Raw genomic sequence first — 16323 nt, 5'->3', positions numbered from 1 at the left:
CAAATGCAATGCAAGGACACGCCATGAAGACCGCCACCTTCCCCTCGATCCGTATCGAGCCCGAGTTTCGTCAGCGAGCGGAAGCTGTGCTCGGACAGGAAGAAACACTCTCCGCATTCATCGAAACCGCCGTCGCTGAGGCGGTGGAACGGCGCGCCATGCAGAAAGAGTTCCTGGCGCGTGGCCTTGCCTCACTGGCCCAGGCGGAGCGCACCGGCAGCTACCATGCCGCCGCGGACGTACATAAGGAGGCTGCGGCGCGCGTCGCTGCCGCGCGGAAGACGAAGGGAGAGGGATGAAGTACGAGGTTCGCTACACGGACGGCGCGCGGGCCGATCTACTTCGACTGACCGATTTTCTCGCTGCGAAGGACCCGGACGTGGCCGACCGGGCGATCCAGACGCTGGTTCGCGCCGTGGGTATCCTCGAGGAATTTCCCTACACCTGCCGACGAGCCGCCGCGGACGATCCGTTCCTCCGCGAGCTCGTCGTTCCGTTCGGCGGCAACGGCTATGTCGTGCTGTTCCATATCGGAGTGGAACACGTCACCTTGCTGGCACTGCGCCACCAGCGCGAGGACGACTACTTCCTGTAACGGGCACCAACGCTCAATGCGTGATGTCGATGTTCACGTTGGTGCCGTCGGGCACGTCCTGGAGTTGTTGCAGCACGGAGCCGGTGAGTTCGAAGTGCTCCTTCGCCGGCACCGGATTGAGGTTCTCCACCGAGTATTCGCCTTCCGCGAACACCGGCAGGGTCACGTACGTGTAGCACTCGCCTTCCGCGCGGCTCTTGCCGGCCTCGATCAATGCTTCCACGAGCGACGGCAACAACCAGTCCTCGGCCACCTCTTCGCGCAGCAGATTGTTGAAGCCCTCGACGCTCTCCGCGACGCGTTCCAGCTCGGCCGTGCCCGTGTTGAGCCAGAAAATGCCGCCCTCGTCGGCTTCGTAGAACATGTCGCCGAGCGCGGTGAACAGAAGCGGCGTGAAGGCGTCCCCGATGCGCCAGCGCCAGGATTCGGCGAGCGCGTCGATGGCCTCCTTGTCCGGAGTGCAGGTGAGGTCGTTCCAGGAAAGGGCCATGGGGGCGCCTGATGCGAGGGGGAGGGGATAGTTTAGGCCCTAGAGCCCGTCCACGGCCCGATTCACCGCCCTCACAAGGCCCGCCCGCGCGTTGGCTTCCGCGTCGCTTGTCGCCACGGGCCACGCTGCGAGTTGCACGATGACGAGGTGCCGCCGCGGGTCCACATGCAACAGCTGGCCGAAGATGCCGATGCCTTCGAAGCTGCCGTCGTCGTAGGTCCACCATTGGTATCCATAGCCGCGGCCCGGCACGCCGATGTCGGAGTGCCGGCGCGTGGCATCGGCGAGCCAGCCGTCCGCCAATACCGGCTTTCCCGCCGCCACGCCGCCGTCGAGCAGGAACTGGCCGAGCCGTGCGTAATCGGCCAGCGTGGCCGACACGCCCGAACCTCCGGCCTCGGTGCCGTCCACCTCGTCTTTCAGCCAGAGCGCATCCGACGCCATGCCATAGGGCTTCCAGATCTTTTCCGACAGGTACGCCGCAAGCGACTTGCCCGTGGCGCGCGTGACTAGGATGCCTGCCAGGTCGGTTTCGCCGGTCTTGTAGACCCAGCGCTCGCCCGGCGCGAATTCACGCGGCAGGCGCGACATGTACGTCACGAGCAGCGGCACGCCCGGTTCGCGCGTGCCCTCGTACATCATCGCCACGTCGGAATGCGGATCGGCGTAATCCTCGTTCCAGCGGACGCCCGATGTCATGTCGAGGAGCTGACGTACCGTGACATCGCGATAGGCGCCTGCCGCCAGTTCGGGAACGTATCGGGTCACCTTGTCGTCGAGGCTGCGGATCGCACCGTCGCGAAGCGCGGCGCCCACGAGGGTCGAGGTGAACGATTTCGCCACCGAGAACGAGGTCCAGCGCGTCGACGGCCCGGCACCGAGGCCATAGCGCTCCACCCGCACGTGGCCGTCCTGCACCACCATGAGCCCGGCGACATGGTGCGCCGCCATGTACGTTTCGAGCGTTCGCCCGTCGTCGAACCGGGGCTCGAGCGGCGCTCCGGCAGGCAGCGGATGGGCCACCCCGTGCCGCACCACGTTGCTTGCGTAATGCGTTTCCATCGCGCGGAACGACGCCTCACGCTGCGCCTGGTTCCAGAACAGCACATCGGTGCGCCGGGCATGCGTTGCCGCACAGCCCGCCAGGAACAGCAGGGCCAGTATCGTCAGGTGCTTCATGCGGGGCTGGCCACCCGGCGCCGCACCTCGAACACCGCGAGCGCCAGCGATGCCACCGCCAGCGGTCCCAGACCATAGATGGCGCGATAGGCGAGCAAGGCAGCCAGTACCTGCGCCCGCTGCTCCTGCGGGAATGCCGCGAGGGTGATCGCTTCGAACGCACCGATGCCGCCCGGCGTGTTACTGACGATGCCGGCGAGGATCGCGCCCACGTAGATCGGTGCGAAGTCGAGGAAGCTGCCGGCGATCTCGGTCGGTAGCAGCAAGTACATCGCACCGGTGGCGCCGACCATTTCCACCACGCCGATCGCCATCTGGGCGCCGGCCGAGCGTGCCGACGGCACCGGTGTGCTGAATTTCCATACTTTCAATTCGTCGTGTTTCCCGGCAAGCCAGCGCAGCAGGACCACGAAGGCGACGAGCAAGGCCACGCCGGGCCAGCGCCCCCAGCCCTGGGCAATGGACGGTTCGAGCATCAGCGCGAGACACGTGGCGGAGGCAAACCCCATGCCCACCGCGAAGCCGATCAGCCCGACCACGCGCGCGACATCGGCCGCGCCCACGCCCTGGGTGGACAACATGCGATAACGCAGCGCCGTGCCCGTAATGGCGTGGAAGCCCAGTGCATTGCAGATGGCGTGGGTGGTGAAACCGGAAAAGATCTTCATCCGCATCGACACCTTTCCGGGAACCACGGTCTCCACGGCGAACACGTCGTAAGCGGTCAGACAGATCCAGCTGATCAGCGTGGCGACGATGGAGCCCACCACATGCCAGCGCGGTATGCGGTCGATGGCCTCGCGCACGTCCTGCCAGGCCATGCGTTCGATATAGCGGTGGAGGAGGAACACGGCGCCACCGACGATCGCGGCCATCACGAGCATTTTCGCCGTCCGCGCCGCGATCGCCTTCGAAGTCTTCGAATCCTGCCTGAGCACCGCCGCGCCTGCCTGTCGTATCGTCGTGAATGCCGGGAATGATCCCACGACCGGGCCGGGAAGCCTAAACTTCGACGGTCCCTTGGGAAAAGACGATGCTCCGTTACGAAGGCTCGCTCTGGCTGACCGATGGCGCCCGCCGCTGGGGCGGCATCGACCGCGTGGAACTGCTGGCGCAGATCGCTGCTACCGGCTCCATCACGGCCGCCGCCAAGGCCGTGGGCATGAGTTACAAGGGTGCCTGGGATGCGGTGGACACCATGAACAACCTCGCCGGCGAACCGCTGGTCGTGCGTTCCGCCGGCGGCCGTGGCGGCGGTGGTGCCCGGCTGACGCCGCGTGCCGAACGCCTGATCGAATCGTTTCGCCGCATCGAGACCGAACACCGCCACTTCGTTGACCGTCTCGCGGCATTGGGCGATAGCGCTGCCGACGATCTCCACATGCTGAGGAATTTCACGATGCGCACGAGTGCACGCAATCAGCTGGCCGGTATCGTGTCGCGAGTGGTCGAGGGCGTCGTGAACGACACCGTCGAGATCCGGCTGCCCGGCGACACCTGCCTCGTCGCCACGGTGACGCGCGAAAGCGCGGCGAGTCTCGGCCTTGTTCCAGGCCGCCCCGTGGTCGCCTTGGTGAAAGCGAGCTGGGTGATGGTCGGGCTACCCGGCGACGGATGGCGCCTGTCCGCTTCGAACCGCTTGCCGGGCACGGTGTCGCATGTGTCACCCGGCGCCGTGAACGGCGAGGTGAGTATCGCCCTCGGCGGCGGCGGCAACATCGCCGCCATCGTCACCATGGAGAGCGTGCACGCGCTGGAACTCGCCGAGGGCAAGAGCGTCGTCGCGATCTTCGATGCGTCGTCGGTGATTCTGGGAGTGACCACGTAGGAGCGCGCCCTGCGCGCGACATGTTTTGAGGCCGTGACCGGGAGCTGGCGCGCCCACTTGGGGACTGGCCCGAAAACATGTCGCGCGGGGCACGCTCCTACAAGCGTGCCGTCGTCACGACACGCCCGTCGCGCAGTTCGATGGTGTGGCCGTCCAGCGCTTCGACGTCCGCCGGATCGTGCGTGATCACCAGCATCTGCAGGTCCAGGCGCGCCTGCAACGCGCACAGTTCGCTGCGCATGCGCGCGCGCAGTGCGGGATCGAGCGCGGCGAAGGGCTCGTCGAGCAGCACGAGCCGCGGTTCCGCCACGAGCGCGCGCGCCAGTGCGACACGCTGCCGCTGCCCGCCGGAGATGCGCGACGGGTGGCTCTCTGCGACCGGACCGAGTTCGAACATGTCGATCCACCGGCGCACCCGCTCGCCGCGGGCCCGGCGGCGAGGGTTGAGCCAGCCGCCCTCCAGCGCGAAGCCGATGTTCTGCGCCACGGTGAGATGCGGGAACAGGGCGTAGTCCTGAAAGACATATCCGACGCCGCGCTCGCGCGGCGGAAGGTTCACCCCCGCGGATGCGTCGAACAAGGTGGCGCCGTCGACGCGTACATGCCCCGCGTCCGGCGTCAGCAACCCCGCCATGGCGCGCAGCGTCTGGCTCTTGCCCGCGCCGGAATGGCCGAAGAGCACGATCCGCCGGTGGTTCGACGCGAAGGTCACGTCCAGCTCGAAATGGCGGTCGCCCGAGCGCAGCACCTTGCGGATCGATACGTCGACGCTCATGGCCGCGTTTTCCGCAGGTGGTCCGGCGCCAGCCAGCCGGCCAGCAGCAGCGCCACGACACAGACGATCGAGGTGACGGCCACCATGACGCCCGCGGAACGATCGTCACCCGCCTGCACCGCGGCGTAGATCGCCACGGAAAGTGTCTGCGTGCGGCCCGGCAGGTTGCCCGCGATCATCAGCGTCGCGCCGAACTCGCCCATCGCCCGCGCGAAAGCGAGCAGCGCGCCGGCGGTGATACCGCGGCTCGCGAGCGGAAGCGATACGCGGAAGAAGGTCGCTGCGCGGCCCAACCCGAGCACGCGTGCTGCGTCCTCCAGTTGCGGATCCACCGCTTCGAACGCGGCTCGCGCGGCCTTCTGCACCAGGGGAAAGGCCACCAGCGTCGACGCGATGACCGCGCCCTGCCAGGTGAACACGAGCTCGATGCCCAGGCGATCGAGCCACGCGCCGAACGTGCCGCGCCGGCCCAGCAGCACCAGCAGGTAATAACCCAGCACGGTCGGCGGCAGCACCAGCGGAAGGGTGAGCACCGAGTCCACCACCTCGCGCATGTGCGAGCGCCAGCGCGAGAGCCCGAATGCCACCGCAACGCCGAGCACCAGATTGATCGCGGTCGCCCACAAGGCCACCTTGAGCGTGAGCGCGAGCGGCACCCAGAGTGGGTCCATGACCGTCAGGGCGCCCCGAAACCGTAGCGGGCCAGGATCCGCCGGCCCTGGTCCGATGTGACGAAGGCGACGAACGATGCGGCTTCCGCACCCTGCTTCGAGCCGGCGACGACGGCGATGGGATAGGTGACCGGGGTGGTGGTGGGCACGGTGGCCACCACCTGCACGCGATCGGGCATCATCGCCGCGTCCGTGGCGAACACCAGGCCCGCATCGACCTCGCCCCGCGCGACGTAATCCAGCGCCTGGCGCACGTTCTGCGCCAGTACGCCCTTGGCGGACACGGTTTCCCACAGGCCCGACGCTTCCAGCGCGGCCTTCGCATAGCGGCCCGCCGGCACCGAGGCCGGATCGCCATAGGCCACGCGCTGCACCGCGCTTTCGGCGAGGGAAGCGGGCGACGTGACTGCCACGCGCGGGGGCTTCGGGACGATCAGCAGCAGCCGGTTGCGTGCGAAATTGACGCGGGACGCCGGCTCCACGGCGTTCGCGGCCACGGCCTTGTCCATCGCCGCCTGATCGGCCGAAGCGAAGACGTCCGCCGGCGCGCCATTGACGATCTGGCGCAGCAGCACGTCCGACGCCGCGAAGTTCAGCACCACGTGCGTGCCGGGATGGGCCGTCTCGTAGGCCCGGGCGGTGGCACGAAAGGCGTCGGTCAGGCTGGCAGCCGCCGATACGACGAGATCGGCGGCACCGGCCAGCGGTGACCCGGCGAGCAGGATCAGCGCGACGAAGAGGCGAAGGCGCATGGGCCGGTTCCGGAAGGGAAGGACCGCAATATAGGAACCTATATAGCGGCAGGTCAACGTGAAAACCGCCGTGCCGCGACACAGGAATCGCCAAGCTAACGGGGCGCCATGGTGGCAGCGTGACGGGCTATCGTCAGGAACGCTCTGCATGAAACACGCGTTGCGCATCGTCGGGGGGATGCTCGTGCTCGGCACGTTGGCCGTCTTCCTTTTCTTCTGGCTGGACCGTACCGAAACGACCACCGATGCCTACGTGACCGGCCGCATTCATCCGGTCGCGCCACGCGTCACCGGTACCGTGCTGGCGCTGCACGTGGACGACAACCAGCACGTGCTGGCGGGACAGGTACTGCTCGAGCTCGACACCCGCGACTTCGACGTGCGCGTGGAGCAGGCCCGCGCCGAGATCGCCCGGGCGAAGGGCCAGGTGGCCAGCGCGGAGGCGCAAGTGGCGGAGGCCGCCGCCGCCATCGCCGCCGCCGACGCATCGGTGAGGAAGACGACGCTGGACTTGCGCCGCGCCGGGGAGCTGGTGAATGAAACCCCGCGTGGCATCTCCCGGCAGGAATACGATGCGGCGAAGGCGGCGGCCGATTCCGCGGTGGCCCATCGTGCGAGCGCCGCCGCGCGCAAGGTGGCCGCCATGGCTGCCCGGGAGTCGGCACAGGCCCAGGTGGCGACGGGAGAAGCCGCCCTGCACGACGCACAGCTGGCATACGGCTACACCAAGGTGATCGCGCCTGTGAACGGTTACGTCGGCCGCCGCACCGTCGAGGTCGGCGCGCGTGTGAATGCCGGCCAGACGCTGCTCTCCATCGTGTCGGACGACGTGTGGGTCGTGGCCAATTTCAAGGAAACCCAACTGGCGGGCATTCGCCGCGGCACCGTCGCGAACATGACCGTAGACGCCCTGCCCGACGTACGCTTCGCAGGCCGGGTGGACAGCATTTCACCGGCCTCGGGTTCGCAATTCGCGCTGCTCCCCCCTGACAACGCCACCGGCAATTTCACGAAGGTGGTGCAACGCGTGCCGGTGAAGATCCTCTTCGCGGCCGACGACCTGCGCCGCTACCGCGAACGGCTGGCACCGGGCCTGTCGACGGTGGTGCGGATCCGCGCCGGCGGAAACGACAGGCCATGACGATACGCGCCGCCTTGCCGTGCCTGCTTGTCGCCGCACTCGCGGGTTGCGTCGTCGGGCCGGACTACCGGCGGCCCGATACCGCACCGCCCGACGCCTGGCGCGAGGCACCCGCGCCGGGCGCGCCTCTGCCGGACCGCTGGTGGACCCTGTTCGGCGACGAGGAACTGGATCGCCATGTCGAAGCGGCGCTTGCCGCCAACCAGGACCTCGCCGCCGCGCTTGCGCGGCACGACCGCATCCGTGCCCTGCTCGGCGTGGCACGTGCCGACGAGTTTCCGGACGTTTCGCTGGATCCGGCCTATGCGCGTGCACGGACGTCGAGCACCGTGGACAACCGCCTCCCCGAACTCGAAACCACGCTGTGGCGCGTACCCGTCGACGTCGCCTACGAAGTGGACCTTTGGGGGCGCGTGCGACGAAGCGTCGAAGCCGCGGGTGCCGACGTGCAAGGCAGCGCGGATACCGTGGCCGCCGTCCGCCTCAGCCTCGCTGCGACCACCACCTCCACGTATGTCTCGTTACGCAGCACCGACCGCGACATCGAGGTGCTGGTGCGCACGGTAAGCCTGCGCGACGACGCGCTTCGGCTGGCGGAGCGACGTGCGCATGCCGGCGTGGTCGGCGATCTGGACGTGCTGCGCGCCCGCGCCGACCTCGCGCAGACGCGGGCCGACCTCGCCGATGCCCGGCGCCGCCGGGACAACCTCGAGCACGCGCTCGCGGTACTCGAAGGTCGCAACGCGCCGGATTTCACGCTGGCCGCGCGCGCATGGACGCCCGTACTGCCCGACGTACCTGCCGGTCTGCCGTCCAGCTTGCTCGAACGGCGCCCCGACGTCGCCGCGGACGAGCGTGCGCTTGCGGCGGCCAGTGCCCGGATCGGCGTGGCGCGAGCCGCGTTCTTCCCCCAGGTGCGGTTGACCGCGGCGGGCGGCGTGGCCAGCGACAGCCTCGGCGACCTTACCGGCCGCGACAGCCGTGCGTGGTCGATCGGCCCTGTCGTCCGCCTGCCGATCTTCGACGGCGGCCGCAACCGCGCCAACCTGCAGGCGGCCGAAGCGGCATACCGCGGCGCCCTGGCGAACTGGCGGCAGGGTGGCATCGTCGCGTTCCGGGAAGTGCAGGATGCCCTCAGCGACGCGCGCTGGCTGCGCGAGCAGGGCGAGGCGCTGGCCGCGACCGTCGATGCGGCGACCTCCGCCGCAGAGGTGTCGCGTTCGCGCTACGACCGTGGCCTGGCGGGTTATTTCGAAGTGGTCGATTCGGAACGGCAGGCGCTGGCAAGCCGCCGCGCCGCCATCCAGAACGACCAGCAGCGCCTCCTTGCCACGGTGGCGCTGATCAAGGCCCTCGGCGGCGGATGGCAGGAAGGCGATGCGGTACCCCGCCAGCCGGTGGCGTCCGCCGGAGCGCCGCGATGAATGCCAGCGCCGATGCCGTCGCCGCGCCGGCACCGCCGGCTCCCCTGCCGTGGCTCGGCATTGCGGCGGTTCTGGTGGGTGCGGTGACCACGACACTCACGACCCGCCTGACGTCCATCGGCCTCGCCGACGTGCGCGGCGCGATCGGGGCGGGTTTCGACGAAGGCGCGTGGATTCCGACCGCGTTTTCCGCGGCGCAGATGATGATCGGCCCGCTGGCCATCTTCCTGGGGCGCGCCTTCACGCCACGCCGGGTGCTTCTCGTCGGTTGCGTGGTCTACGGCGTGGCCGAGTTCCTGCTGCCCCTGGCGCCGGACTTGCGCACGTTCCTGCTGCTTCAGGTCATGGCGGGGCTCGGCTCGGGAACGTTCATTCCGCTGACGGCTTCGTTCATCCTGACGAGCCTGCCGCGAACGCTGTGGCCATGGGGCCTCGCGGCGTACGCGATGAACATCATCCTCGGGTTGAACGTGGCCTCCTCGCTGGAAGGCTGGTACGTGGAGCACGTGACCTGGGACTGGATCTTCTGGCAGAACACCGTCGTGGCCGGCCCGCTGTTCGTCCTCTATTGGTTCGGCCTGCGCCGCCTGCCCATCGACCACGATTACCTCCGCCATGGCGACTTCCGCGGCATGCTGCTCGGCGCCGCCGGGTTCACGCTCGTGTTCGTCGCGCTCGACCAGGGCGACCGGCTGGACTGGTTCTCGTCGACACTCGTGGTCACGCTCCTCGCGCTTGGGGTCATCGCGCTGGGCCTCTTCCTGTTGCACGAATCCACCCTGGACACGCCGAGTCTCGATTTCGCACTGCTCGCCCGGCGCAATGTCATCGTCCTCATCGTGCTGGTGCTGGTGACGCGCTTCCTCGTGACGGCCAGCAATTCGCTGGTCGCCAATTACCTCATCCAGGTACGTGGCCTGCGTCCGCTCGAGGTGGGCAACGCGCTGCTGTGGGTGGCTCTGCCCCAGTTCGTGATCGCCCCCACGGTGGCCTGGATGCTCGGCCGCATCGAACCCCGCTTCGCCATCGGCACGGGGCTCGCCATCGCCACCGCCGGCTTCCTGCTGGCGACCGGCATCACCTCGCAGTGGGTGGAATCGAACTTCAGTGTGGCCCTGCTCCTCCAGGCGATGGGCGAGACGCTGGAACTCACGGCGGTGATCTACTTCTTCGGCCACCACCTCGGGCCCGCCGACGGCATCACGTTCGGCGCGATCATCCAGACGGCGAGACTCTTCGGCGGGCAATTGGGCACGTCGGTGCTGATCCTGTTCACGCGCAAGGCGGAACAGTGGCATTCGTACCTGATCGGCGAGCATGTGGCCAACGGCGATCCCGTCACCATGGAGCGGATCGCGAGCTATGCAAAGGCCATGACCCCTCTCACCCAGGGCACGGGCGGTGCCGAAGAACGCGGGATCGGGCTGCTGGCCGCCGCGGTGCGCGCGCAGGCATACACGCTTTCCGCGCTGGATGGCTTCCTGCTGGCGGCGGTCGTTGGCCTGCTCGGAGTCTGTCTCGTGCTGTGCCTGCGTGAGGCACCGGCCATCGGCACGCCGCCTCCGGCAGTGCCGCCCCGCCCCTGGTAGGCCACGAGCGCAGCGACACCATGTCGCATGGGGTTCACACGGGGTCGTGCGATGATCCCTGGACCCATGTCCAGGGTTGAACGAGGGTGATTCCGGTGCGACGAGGCCCGGCGCGAACATCATGGTGGAACTGGATGGCGCTCGTCGCCACCTGGCTCATCGTGCTCGCCCCCACCACGTCGCGCGCGCTCGGCACGATGGCGATGCACGCGCATGCGCATGCGTCCGCACCCATGGCCGGCATGCACCACCACGACATGGATCACGCGTCCATGCCGGAAGCGCCGCGGAACGGAGGGGACTGCGACGCCGCCTGCGGCTATTGCACGCTCTTCGCGCAGCAGCCCGCGATGGCGGGCGGCGTCTTCGTCGGTCATGCGCTCGAGCCGCTGAAACACATGCCGGGCGCCGCGCCGGCAGGGCGCGCCGCGCCGTCCATCCCTCTCATCCATGCTCCCGCCCGAGGTCCGCCGTCCGCGCGAGTCTGATCGATCCGATCCCGACCCACGCCAACGACATTGGACCTTTGTCATGCCCTTGCCTTTCCTCCATGGGCGCGCGCTTGCGCGCGCCATCGCCTGTGCCATGGGCGCCACCTCGCTCGCCGCACATGCCGCCGAGCCCGATAACCCAGCCAGCGATCCCCAGCGCGCCACCACGTTACGCGAGGTACGCGTTTCGGCAACGCATGCCGCGAGCAGCGTCGACTCCGACATGCCGGCCGCAGTGGAAACCGTCAGCGCGGCGAAGCTCGACCATCTCAACATCGTCAATACCGAGGACGCCCTGAAGTACCTGCCCGCCTTCGGCATCCGGAAGCGTTTCGTCGGTGACGAAAACGCCACGTTTTCCGTACGGGGCACCAGCAACCAGCAGAGCGCGCGTGGACTCGTCTACCTCGACGGCCTGCTCCTCTCCAACCTCCTCGGCAACAACTGGGCGAACCCGCCGCGCTGGTCCATGGCGTTTCCGGGGAACCTCGCGCGCGTCGACGTGATCTACGGCGCCTACTCCGCGCTCTACCCGGGCAACGCCATCGGCGCCACCGTGCTCATGACCACGCGCATGCCGGACAGGCTCGAAGTCACCGCCGAGGCGCAGGCGTTTACCCAGCACGTCGACACATACGGCGTGGACCGCGACTTTGGCGGCAGCCGCCAGGCGGCCACCCTCGGCAACCGCTCGGGTCGCTTCGCCTTCCTCGTCGGCGTGTCGCACCTGAAGGCGAACGGCCAGCCGCTGGTGTACGCCACGCAGTCCACCTCGGCGCGCCCGGGTCTTGCCCGCCCCGTGACGGGAGCGATCGCCGATACCGGCGCCAACGGGTTGCCCCGGCAGGTGGTCGGCATCAACAGCGAGGGACAGGAAGCCACGAGCCAGGACGAAGCGCATGTGCGCCTCACCTACGACTTCACCAACGAACTTACCGGCGCATTCACGGCGGGCTACTGGAAGCAGGATCTGTCGCACCGTACCGACACGTTCCTGCGCGACGCGCAGGGACAGCCCGTGTGGTCGGGCCCGGTCACGATCGACGGCAGGCAATACACGCTGCCGGCGAACTACTTCGCGCCGAGCACGCGTCAGGGCCGCAACTACCTTTATGGCCTCTCGCTGGGCACGCATAAGGACTCTGGCTGGAACGTCGAGGGCAACGTGTCGTACTTCGACATGGACCGGAATCGCGACCGTGTCGCCTCCGCAGTGACCTACGACGACGTGGGCTTGCTCACGGCGGGTGACGGCAGCCGCTGGCGTACGTTGGACCTGCGCGCCAGCCACACACCGACGGAAACGGGAACGAACACGCATACCGTGAGTTTCGGTTACCACTACGATGGATACCGGCTGGCAAACGCCAGTTATTCGCTGGATGCGTGGCGCAACGGGGCCGCCGGTCCGCTCACCGCAAGCAATGGCGGCAGCACGCAGACCCAGGCCGTCTACCTGCAGGATGCATGGCAGCTGGCGGAGCGCTGGCGACTCACCGTGGGTGCGCGCTACGAGCAGTGGCGCGCCTTCGGTGGCATGCGTTCGACGGCGACGGCGCGCATCGGCTACCCGGAACGCAAGGAATCGCACACCTCGCCGAAAGCCTCGCTGGCGTGGTCCGCCAGCGACACTGTGCTATTGCGCCTGTCCGCGGCCCGCGCGTACCGTTTCCCCACCGTCAACGAGCTGTTCCAGGGCACGTTCAACGGCATCGCGCTCGTGAACAACGATCCGAACCTGAAGCCGGAGAACGACCTGTCGCGCGAGCTGTCGGCGGAGTGGTATCGCGAGAACGGCGTGGCACGTTTCAGCGTGTTCCGCAGCGACACGAGGAACACGCTCTTCAGCCAGACCGACACCACCGTGTTTCCCAACGTCACCAACGTGCAGAACGTGGGGCTGGTGCGGACCCGCGGTGCCGAAGCCAGCTACGATGCGCGCGATGTGCTTTGGCAGGGCTTCGACCTCACGGCGAACGCGGCCTATACCCAGGCGACCACGGTACGCAATCGCCGCAACCCCGCCTCCGAAGGCAAGCAGTTCTACCGTATCCCGCGCTGGCGCGCGAACCTGGTGGCCACCTGGCGCGCGACCGAACGCCTGGCACTCACCCTGGCGGGGCGCTACTCCGGGCGGCAGTACAACACCCTCGACCACAGCGACGTGAACCCCGACACATTCGGCGGCGCAAGCGACTTCCTGACCTTCGACGCCAAGGTGACCTGGAAAGCGAACGACCACGTGGACCTCGGCGCAGGCGTGGATAACCTCACCAACCGGCGCTACTACGTGTACTACCCCTACCCGTCCCGAACCTGGCTGGTCGAGGCAAAGTTTCACCTATGAGTTCAACACCACGCCTGCCGCCGGCCTCCATGCAGCGAGCGACAGGTGCTCGTCGAGCATGAAGGACGCAGGACCACCGCGATGGAGGCGATCGAAGAAGGCACCCACGCCTGCATTGCCGGTGGCGAAATCGCAACTCAGGCGCAGCAGTTCGACGCCTGGCACGGCAAGCCCTTCGTGCCGCGGGACGAGGAATGGCTCGATGCCGCGTGCGATGTGACACGCGGCTGCCAGATACCCTGCGGCGCTGTCCGGAAACATCCCTGCAAGATCCAGCAGGGTTTCGCCAATGCCGGCAAGGCCCTCGAACAGGCCCGGTGACATCGCATGCCGGCGCATCAGATCGGCCTCGGCGCCGCGGACGGCATGACGGTACCGCGCATCACCGGTGCATGCATGGAAGCGCGCCGCCACCGCGACAATGCCTGCCGTACCGTGCCGGAGATAGGGGAACGTCGTGGCGCCGCCGACCTGCTTCGGCCACGTGGGATCGCCATCGGGATTGCTGCCGCGCTGGGCAAGGTCGAACGACAGCGCGGCGTCGGCGGCACGCATGAAGCGCTCGTCGCCCGTGGCAACGTGCAGATGGAGAAGGAAGAGCGCAACCCCGGTGGCCCCATGACCAAGACCGACCGGCTGCACGTCGCCCACTGGCCAGCACAAGGTACCGTCACCGGACACCGCTGTCCGGAGCAGCACTTCGCCCGCCTCGGCGGCGGCGGCAAGAAAGCCTTCTTCCGCCGTCTCGCGCCATGCCTTGATCCGTGAAAGACCCCACCCGGCCAGACCGTCGTGCCATCCGGCACGCTCGCAAAGGCCGGTGTCCGGCATCCGGTCGCGCAGCATATCCGCCGCCAGCTCGCCCTCGCCCGCCTCGAACAACACCCATGCGATGCCTGCGTCGCCGTGCATGAGATTCGTGCCGCGGTCACGCCTCCGCCGTGCGCCATCGGCAACGAACGAGAGCAGTCCCTCCGGCGCCTTCCGGCCGCCACGCAGGTAGGCGTGCAGCACACCTGCCGCGCCATGCGCCACGCCCCAGGGGTGGGTCTGGAACACTTCGGGCCCTGCGGGGACATACCGATCCGGCCGCGCCCGTCTCGCCATCGCGTCGACGTAGGCGAAGAGGGCATCCGCATGGTCCGGCGGGGGTGCGTGGCTCACGGTGGGGCGGGCCGTCGACGGGGCGTCCAGTGCGGCCCGCAGGCGCTCCATCGCCACTATCGGCGAGGTGCGCCTCGTGGCCTCGGTGTCCAGCAGGGACGCGATGATGGCGCCGAGTTCGTGCGGATAACCGAGGTCTTCGCTCAGTCGGCGCACGAATCGCGCCGCTGCCTGACGATCCAGGGGCAGCATGGCGTTCATCGGCATGATCGCGGCCAGCAGGTTGGCGCCGAAAGCGTAGGCGTCCTCGGCGCGCGCGCCGTCAGGATGATCGCGCAGCGGGCGTGGCGAAGCGAAGCCGGGCGTGCGTACGTCCGCCGGAAGATCCAGGCCCTCCTCGACCGCTGTCTCCAGATCGATGAGGCGAATGTCGCCCTGTGGCGTGACGATACAGTTGTGGAACGAAAGGTCGCCCAGCGACACGCCTGCGCCGTGCGCCAGCTGGAGCGCCTCGGCGAACCGCGTGAAAACCGCGGCGAATTCCCCGAGGTAACGGCGTACGTCATCACGCGTCGTCCGCGTTTTCAACCACGGATACCGTCGTGCAAGCCAGTGGCGAAGCGTATCGCCCTCGATGTATTCCTCGACGAGATAACTGTGCTCCCAGTCCCGGAAGTGCGCCACGGGCAAGGGGGCGACTCCGTGCGGCGCCAGATGGCGCAGCAGACGGAATTCCTTGCGGAGCATCGCCACCGCCGTGTCGCCGCCGCCTATGTAAGGGCGCGCTTCCTTGATGATCACGCGGCGGCCCGCGTCGAGATCGTCACCGAGGTAGATGCCGCCGGCGGATGAAAAGGAAATCGCGTGGCGAACCCGGAAGCGGCCGCCACCCAGGTGGGCGTGCCGCTCTCTGGTGTCGGTGCCTTCCTCGGGAAACGGATCGCGCAGCCAGGTGGGAAGGTGGAAGTGTGGCTTGCGCTCGTCTGGCTCCAGGCCCCCGTCGGGTGAGCGGAGAACATACTCACGCCGACCGTCCGCGGTAGTGCGGTATGGGCCCGCGATACCGCCATAGCGGTAATGGAGCACGCGCGAATCGCGGTAGCGTCGGTCGGTGAGGACGTAAGGCCCCACGTAGCCTGACAGCGCCACATGCAGGTCGTCGATGATGCGGCGGAAGTCATCCACGTTGACCGGATACACGGTGATGAACTTCCCGGATCCGCCGCGCGGCCAGCGCTTTCCATTGATCGCGGCGAGCATGCGCGCGTCGGCAGCGAACTTGAAGGCGGTCTGCGAGACCGCGAGCGTCGCCGCGGCAATCGACAGCACGATACGTGCGGTGGATGCCACGCTGGAGACATGTATTTTCCAGCCTTGGTCGGGTAGATCGACCCCGGGTGGCTGGCAGTGCATCCATATGCCGGCGCGTTGCATCGTCCACGTGGCGGGAAGGATGCGCTGCACGGGCTCTGCGAAGTCGGCGAGGTCGATCTCGCGGTTGCCGTAGGGTTCGAAGAATTCCCGATCGACGGCGGTGTACTGCAACAGTTCCGTGTACCGCTCCATGCTGCGCGCTCCCCGAAAGTCCTCGCCCTGCGACCGGGACGGTGCTCTCCCGACACCGTCCCCGCGTCTCAGAGATCCTCGAATCCGTCACCGTTCGCCGTCGAGCAGGCACTGTGGCTGCAGGTGCTGTAGTTGGTTTCGTTCGTCTCGTTCTGCGACGCGTTGTCGACTTGCAGGAGTTGCAGTTCCAGTATCCGGTTCATGTCGTCCTCGATGATCGATTCGTGCGCGCCCTTTGCGCCGCGCGAATCTAGGCGCCGGATACTTGCATGCTCAAGATGAAATTCGCGGGGATTTCGTTTTCGGTCGCCTGAAATTCAATTTTTTGCAAGGTCCGTATCGAAAACGGTCACCGACATGTCCGGAAACGG

Annotated in this window: 16 protein-coding genes; 8 read left to right on the top strand and 8 right to left on the bottom strand. The window is 67.8% G+C overall.

Going from position 1 to position 16323, the window contains the following annotated elements:
• Positions 1-23 precede the first annotated feature (23 nt).
• Together HBF26_RS07840 and HBF26_RS07835 are read left to right on the top strand one after the other, a co-directional pair.
• Entirely contained in the window at positions 24-299 is a 276-nt protein-coding gene (locus HBF26_RS07840; protein WP_167124783.1) for a YlcI/YnfO family protein, read from the top strand.
• A complete protein-coding gene (locus HBF26_RS07835) occupies positions 296-595 on the top strand; it encodes a type II toxin-antitoxin system RelE/ParE family toxin (RefSeq protein WP_167124781.1) in 300 nt (99 codons plus the stop codon). Before HBF26_RS07840 ends, HBF26_RS07835 begins: the two co-directional genes overlap by 4 nt.
• 13 nt (positions 596-608) lie before the next feature.
• Here the strand turns inward: HBF26_RS07835 and HBF26_RS07830 are convergent, their stop codons facing one another.
• Genes HBF26_RS07830 through HBF26_RS07820 form a run of 3 tightly spaced genes read right to left on the bottom strand, consistent with a single transcriptional unit; the run spans position 609 to position 3148 of the window.
• Positions 609-1085, bottom strand: a complete 477-nt coding sequence (locus HBF26_RS07830; RefSeq protein ID WP_167124779.1) for a T6SS immunity protein Tdi1 domain-containing protein — start codon at positions 1083-1085, stop codon at positions 609-611.
• 39 nt (positions 1086-1124) lie between these two features.
• Positions 1125-2264 (bottom strand): serine hydrolase domain-containing protein, encoded by a 1140-nt coding sequence (locus HBF26_RS07825; protein ID WP_167124777.1) that lies wholly within the window; start codon positions 2262-2264, stop codon positions 1125-1127.
• A complete protein-coding gene (locus HBF26_RS07820) occupies positions 2261-3148 on the bottom strand; it encodes a lysylphosphatidylglycerol synthase transmembrane domain-containing protein (protein ID WP_167124775.1) in 888 nt (295 codons plus the stop codon). The genes HBF26_RS07825 and HBF26_RS07820 overlap by 4 nt, the downstream gene beginning before the upstream one ends.
• 149 nt (positions 3149-3297) lie before the next feature.
• Here HBF26_RS07820 and modE point away from each other — a divergent pair, with 149 nt between their 5' ends.
• The gene (gene modE, locus HBF26_RS07815; protein ID WP_167124772.1) at positions 3298-4092 is read left to right on the top strand and encodes a molybdenum-dependent transcriptional regulator ModE; all 795 of its coding nucleotides are present in this window, start codon (positions 3298-3300) and stop codon (positions 4090-4092) included.
• A 97-nt stretch (positions 4093-4189) separates the two neighbouring features.
• Here the strand turns inward: modE and HBF26_RS07810 are convergent, their stop codons facing one another.
• The 3 genes from HBF26_RS07810 to modA are packed head-to-tail and all read right to left on the bottom strand — an operon-like array spanning position 4190 to position 6290.
• Entirely contained in the window at positions 4190-4867 is a 678-nt protein-coding gene (locus tag HBF26_RS07810; protein ID WP_167124770.1) for an ATP-binding cassette domain-containing protein, read from the bottom strand.
• Positions 4864-5538, bottom strand: a complete 675-nt coding sequence (modB, locus tag HBF26_RS07805; RefSeq protein ID WP_167124768.1) for a molybdate ABC transporter permease subunit — start codon at positions 5536-5538, stop codon at positions 4864-4866. The genes HBF26_RS07810 and modB overlap by 4 nt, the downstream gene beginning before the upstream one ends.
• A gap of 5 nt (positions 5539-5543) precedes the next feature.
• The gene (modA, locus tag HBF26_RS07800) at positions 5544-6290 is read right to left on the bottom strand and encodes a molybdate ABC transporter substrate-binding protein (protein WP_167124766.1); all 747 of its coding nucleotides are present in this window, start codon (positions 6288-6290) and stop codon (positions 5544-5546) included.
• A 148-nt stretch (positions 6291-6438) separates the two neighbouring features.
• Here modA and HBF26_RS07795 point away from each other — a divergent pair, with 148 nt between their 5' ends.
• The 5 genes from HBF26_RS07795 to HBF26_RS07775 all read left to right on the top strand — a co-directional run bounded on the left by HBF26_RS07795 (position 6439) and on the right by HBF26_RS07775 (position 13282).
• Positions 6439-7431, top strand: a complete 993-nt coding sequence (locus HBF26_RS07795; RefSeq protein WP_167124764.1) for an HlyD family secretion protein — start codon at positions 6439-6441, stop codon at positions 7429-7431.
• Positions 7428-8855: an efflux transporter outer membrane subunit gene (locus HBF26_RS07790; RefSeq protein WP_167124762.1), complete on the top strand. Its 1428-nt coding sequence runs from the start codon at positions 7428-7430 to the stop codon at positions 8853-8855. Before HBF26_RS07795 ends, HBF26_RS07790 begins: the two co-directional genes overlap by 4 nt.
• Positions 8852-10444 carry an MFS transporter gene (locus HBF26_RS07785; RefSeq protein ID WP_167124760.1) on the top strand — a complete coding sequence of 531 codons (1593 nt, stop codon included), beginning with the start codon at positions 8852-8854 and terminating at the stop codon, positions 10442-10444. Before HBF26_RS07790 ends, HBF26_RS07785 begins: the two co-directional genes overlap by 4 nt.
• A gap of 134 nt (positions 10445-10578) precedes the next feature.
• Positions 10579-10932 (top strand): DUF2946 family protein, encoded by a 354-nt coding sequence (locus HBF26_RS07780; protein WP_167124758.1) that lies wholly within the window; start codon positions 10579-10581, stop codon positions 10930-10932.
• 43 nt (positions 10933-10975) lie between these two features.
• Positions 10976-13282, top strand: coding sequence for a TonB-dependent receptor (locus HBF26_RS07775; RefSeq protein WP_167124756.1), 2307 nt, complete (start codon positions 10976-10978; stop codon positions 13280-13282).
• On the opposite strand, the gene lanKC is transcribed toward HBF26_RS07775, so the two are convergent.
• Complete coding sequence (gene lanKC / locus HBF26_RS07770; protein ID WP_167124754.1) at positions 13277-15952, bottom strand: class III lanthionine synthetase LanKC; 2676 nt, start codon at positions 15950-15952, stop codon at positions 13277-13279. The two genes, HBF26_RS07775 and lanKC, sit on opposite strands and share 6 nt — an antisense overlap.
• A 68-nt stretch (positions 15953-16020) precedes the next feature.
• A complete protein-coding gene (locus HBF26_RS19750) occupies positions 16021-16155 on the bottom strand; it encodes a hypothetical protein (RefSeq protein WP_275690570.1) in 135 nt (44 codons plus the stop codon).
• Positions 16156-16323 lie beyond the last annotated feature (168 nt).

Source organism: Luteibacter jiangsuensis, from assembly GCF_011742555.1.
Taxonomy (GTDB): domain Bacteria; phylum Pseudomonadota; class Gammaproteobacteria; order Xanthomonadales; family Rhodanobacteraceae; genus Luteibacter; species Luteibacter jiangsuensis.
The sequence above is the reverse complement of the archived record's forward strand: the minus strand, read 5'-3'. Positions and strand labels throughout refer to the sequence as shown.

Excerpts from the sequence above, each read along its gene's own strand:
- HBF26_RS07840 (WP_167124783.1), top strand. The coding sequence starts at position 24 with ATGAAGACCGCCACCTTCCCCTCGATCCGTATCGAGCCCGAGTTTCGT.
- HBF26_RS07835 (WP_167124781.1), top strand. The coding sequence starts at position 296 with ATGAAGTACGAGGTTCGCTACACGGACGGCGCGCGGGCCGATCTACTT.
- HBF26_RS07830 (WP_167124779.1), bottom strand. The coding sequence starts at position 1,085 with ATGGCCCTTTCCTGGAACGACCTCACCTGCACTCCGGACAAGGAGGCC.
- HBF26_RS07825 (WP_167124777.1), bottom strand. The coding sequence starts at position 2,264 with ATGAAGCACCTGACGATACTGGCCCTGCTGTTCCTGGCGGGCTGTGCG.
- HBF26_RS07820 (WP_167124775.1), bottom strand. The coding sequence starts at position 3,148 with ATGCTCGTGATGGCCGCGATCGTCGGTGGCGCCGTGTTCCTCCTCCAC.
- modE (WP_167124772.1), top strand. The coding sequence starts at position 3,298 with ATGCTCCGTTACGAAGGCTCGCTCTGGCTGACCGATGGCGCCCGCCGC.
- HBF26_RS07810 (WP_167124770.1), bottom strand. The coding sequence starts at position 4,867 with ATGAGCGTCGACGTATCGATCCGCAAGGTGCTGCGCTCGGGCGACCGC.
- modB (WP_167124768.1), bottom strand. The coding sequence starts at position 5,538 with ATGGACCCACTCTGGGTGCCGCTCGCGCTCACGCTCAAGGTGGCCTTG.
- modA (WP_167124766.1), bottom strand. The coding sequence starts at position 6,290 with ATGCGCCTTCGCCTCTTCGTCGCGCTGATCCTGCTCGCCGGGTCACCG.
- HBF26_RS07795 (WP_167124764.1), top strand. The coding sequence starts at position 6,439 with ATGAAACACGCGTTGCGCATCGTCGGGGGGATGCTCGTGCTCGGCACG.
- HBF26_RS07790 (WP_167124762.1), top strand. The coding sequence starts at position 7,428 with ATGACGATACGCGCCGCCTTGCCGTGCCTGCTTGTCGCCGCACTCGCG.
- HBF26_RS07785 (WP_167124760.1), top strand. The coding sequence starts at position 8,852 with ATGAATGCCAGCGCCGATGCCGTCGCCGCGCCGGCACCGCCGGCTCCC.
- HBF26_RS07780 (WP_167124758.1), top strand. The coding sequence starts at position 10,579 with ATGGCGCTCGTCGCCACCTGGCTCATCGTGCTCGCCCCCACCACGTCG.
- HBF26_RS07775 (WP_167124756.1), top strand. The coding sequence starts at position 10,976 with ATGCCCTTGCCTTTCCTCCATGGGCGCGCGCTTGCGCGCGCCATCGCC.
- lanKC (WP_167124754.1), bottom strand. The coding sequence starts at position 15,952 with ATGGAGCGGTACACGGAACTGTTGCAGTACACCGCCGTCGATCGGGAA.
- HBF26_RS19750 (WP_275690570.1), bottom strand. The coding sequence starts at position 16,155 with ATGAACCGGATACTGGAACTGCAACTCCTGCAAGTCGACAACGCGTCG.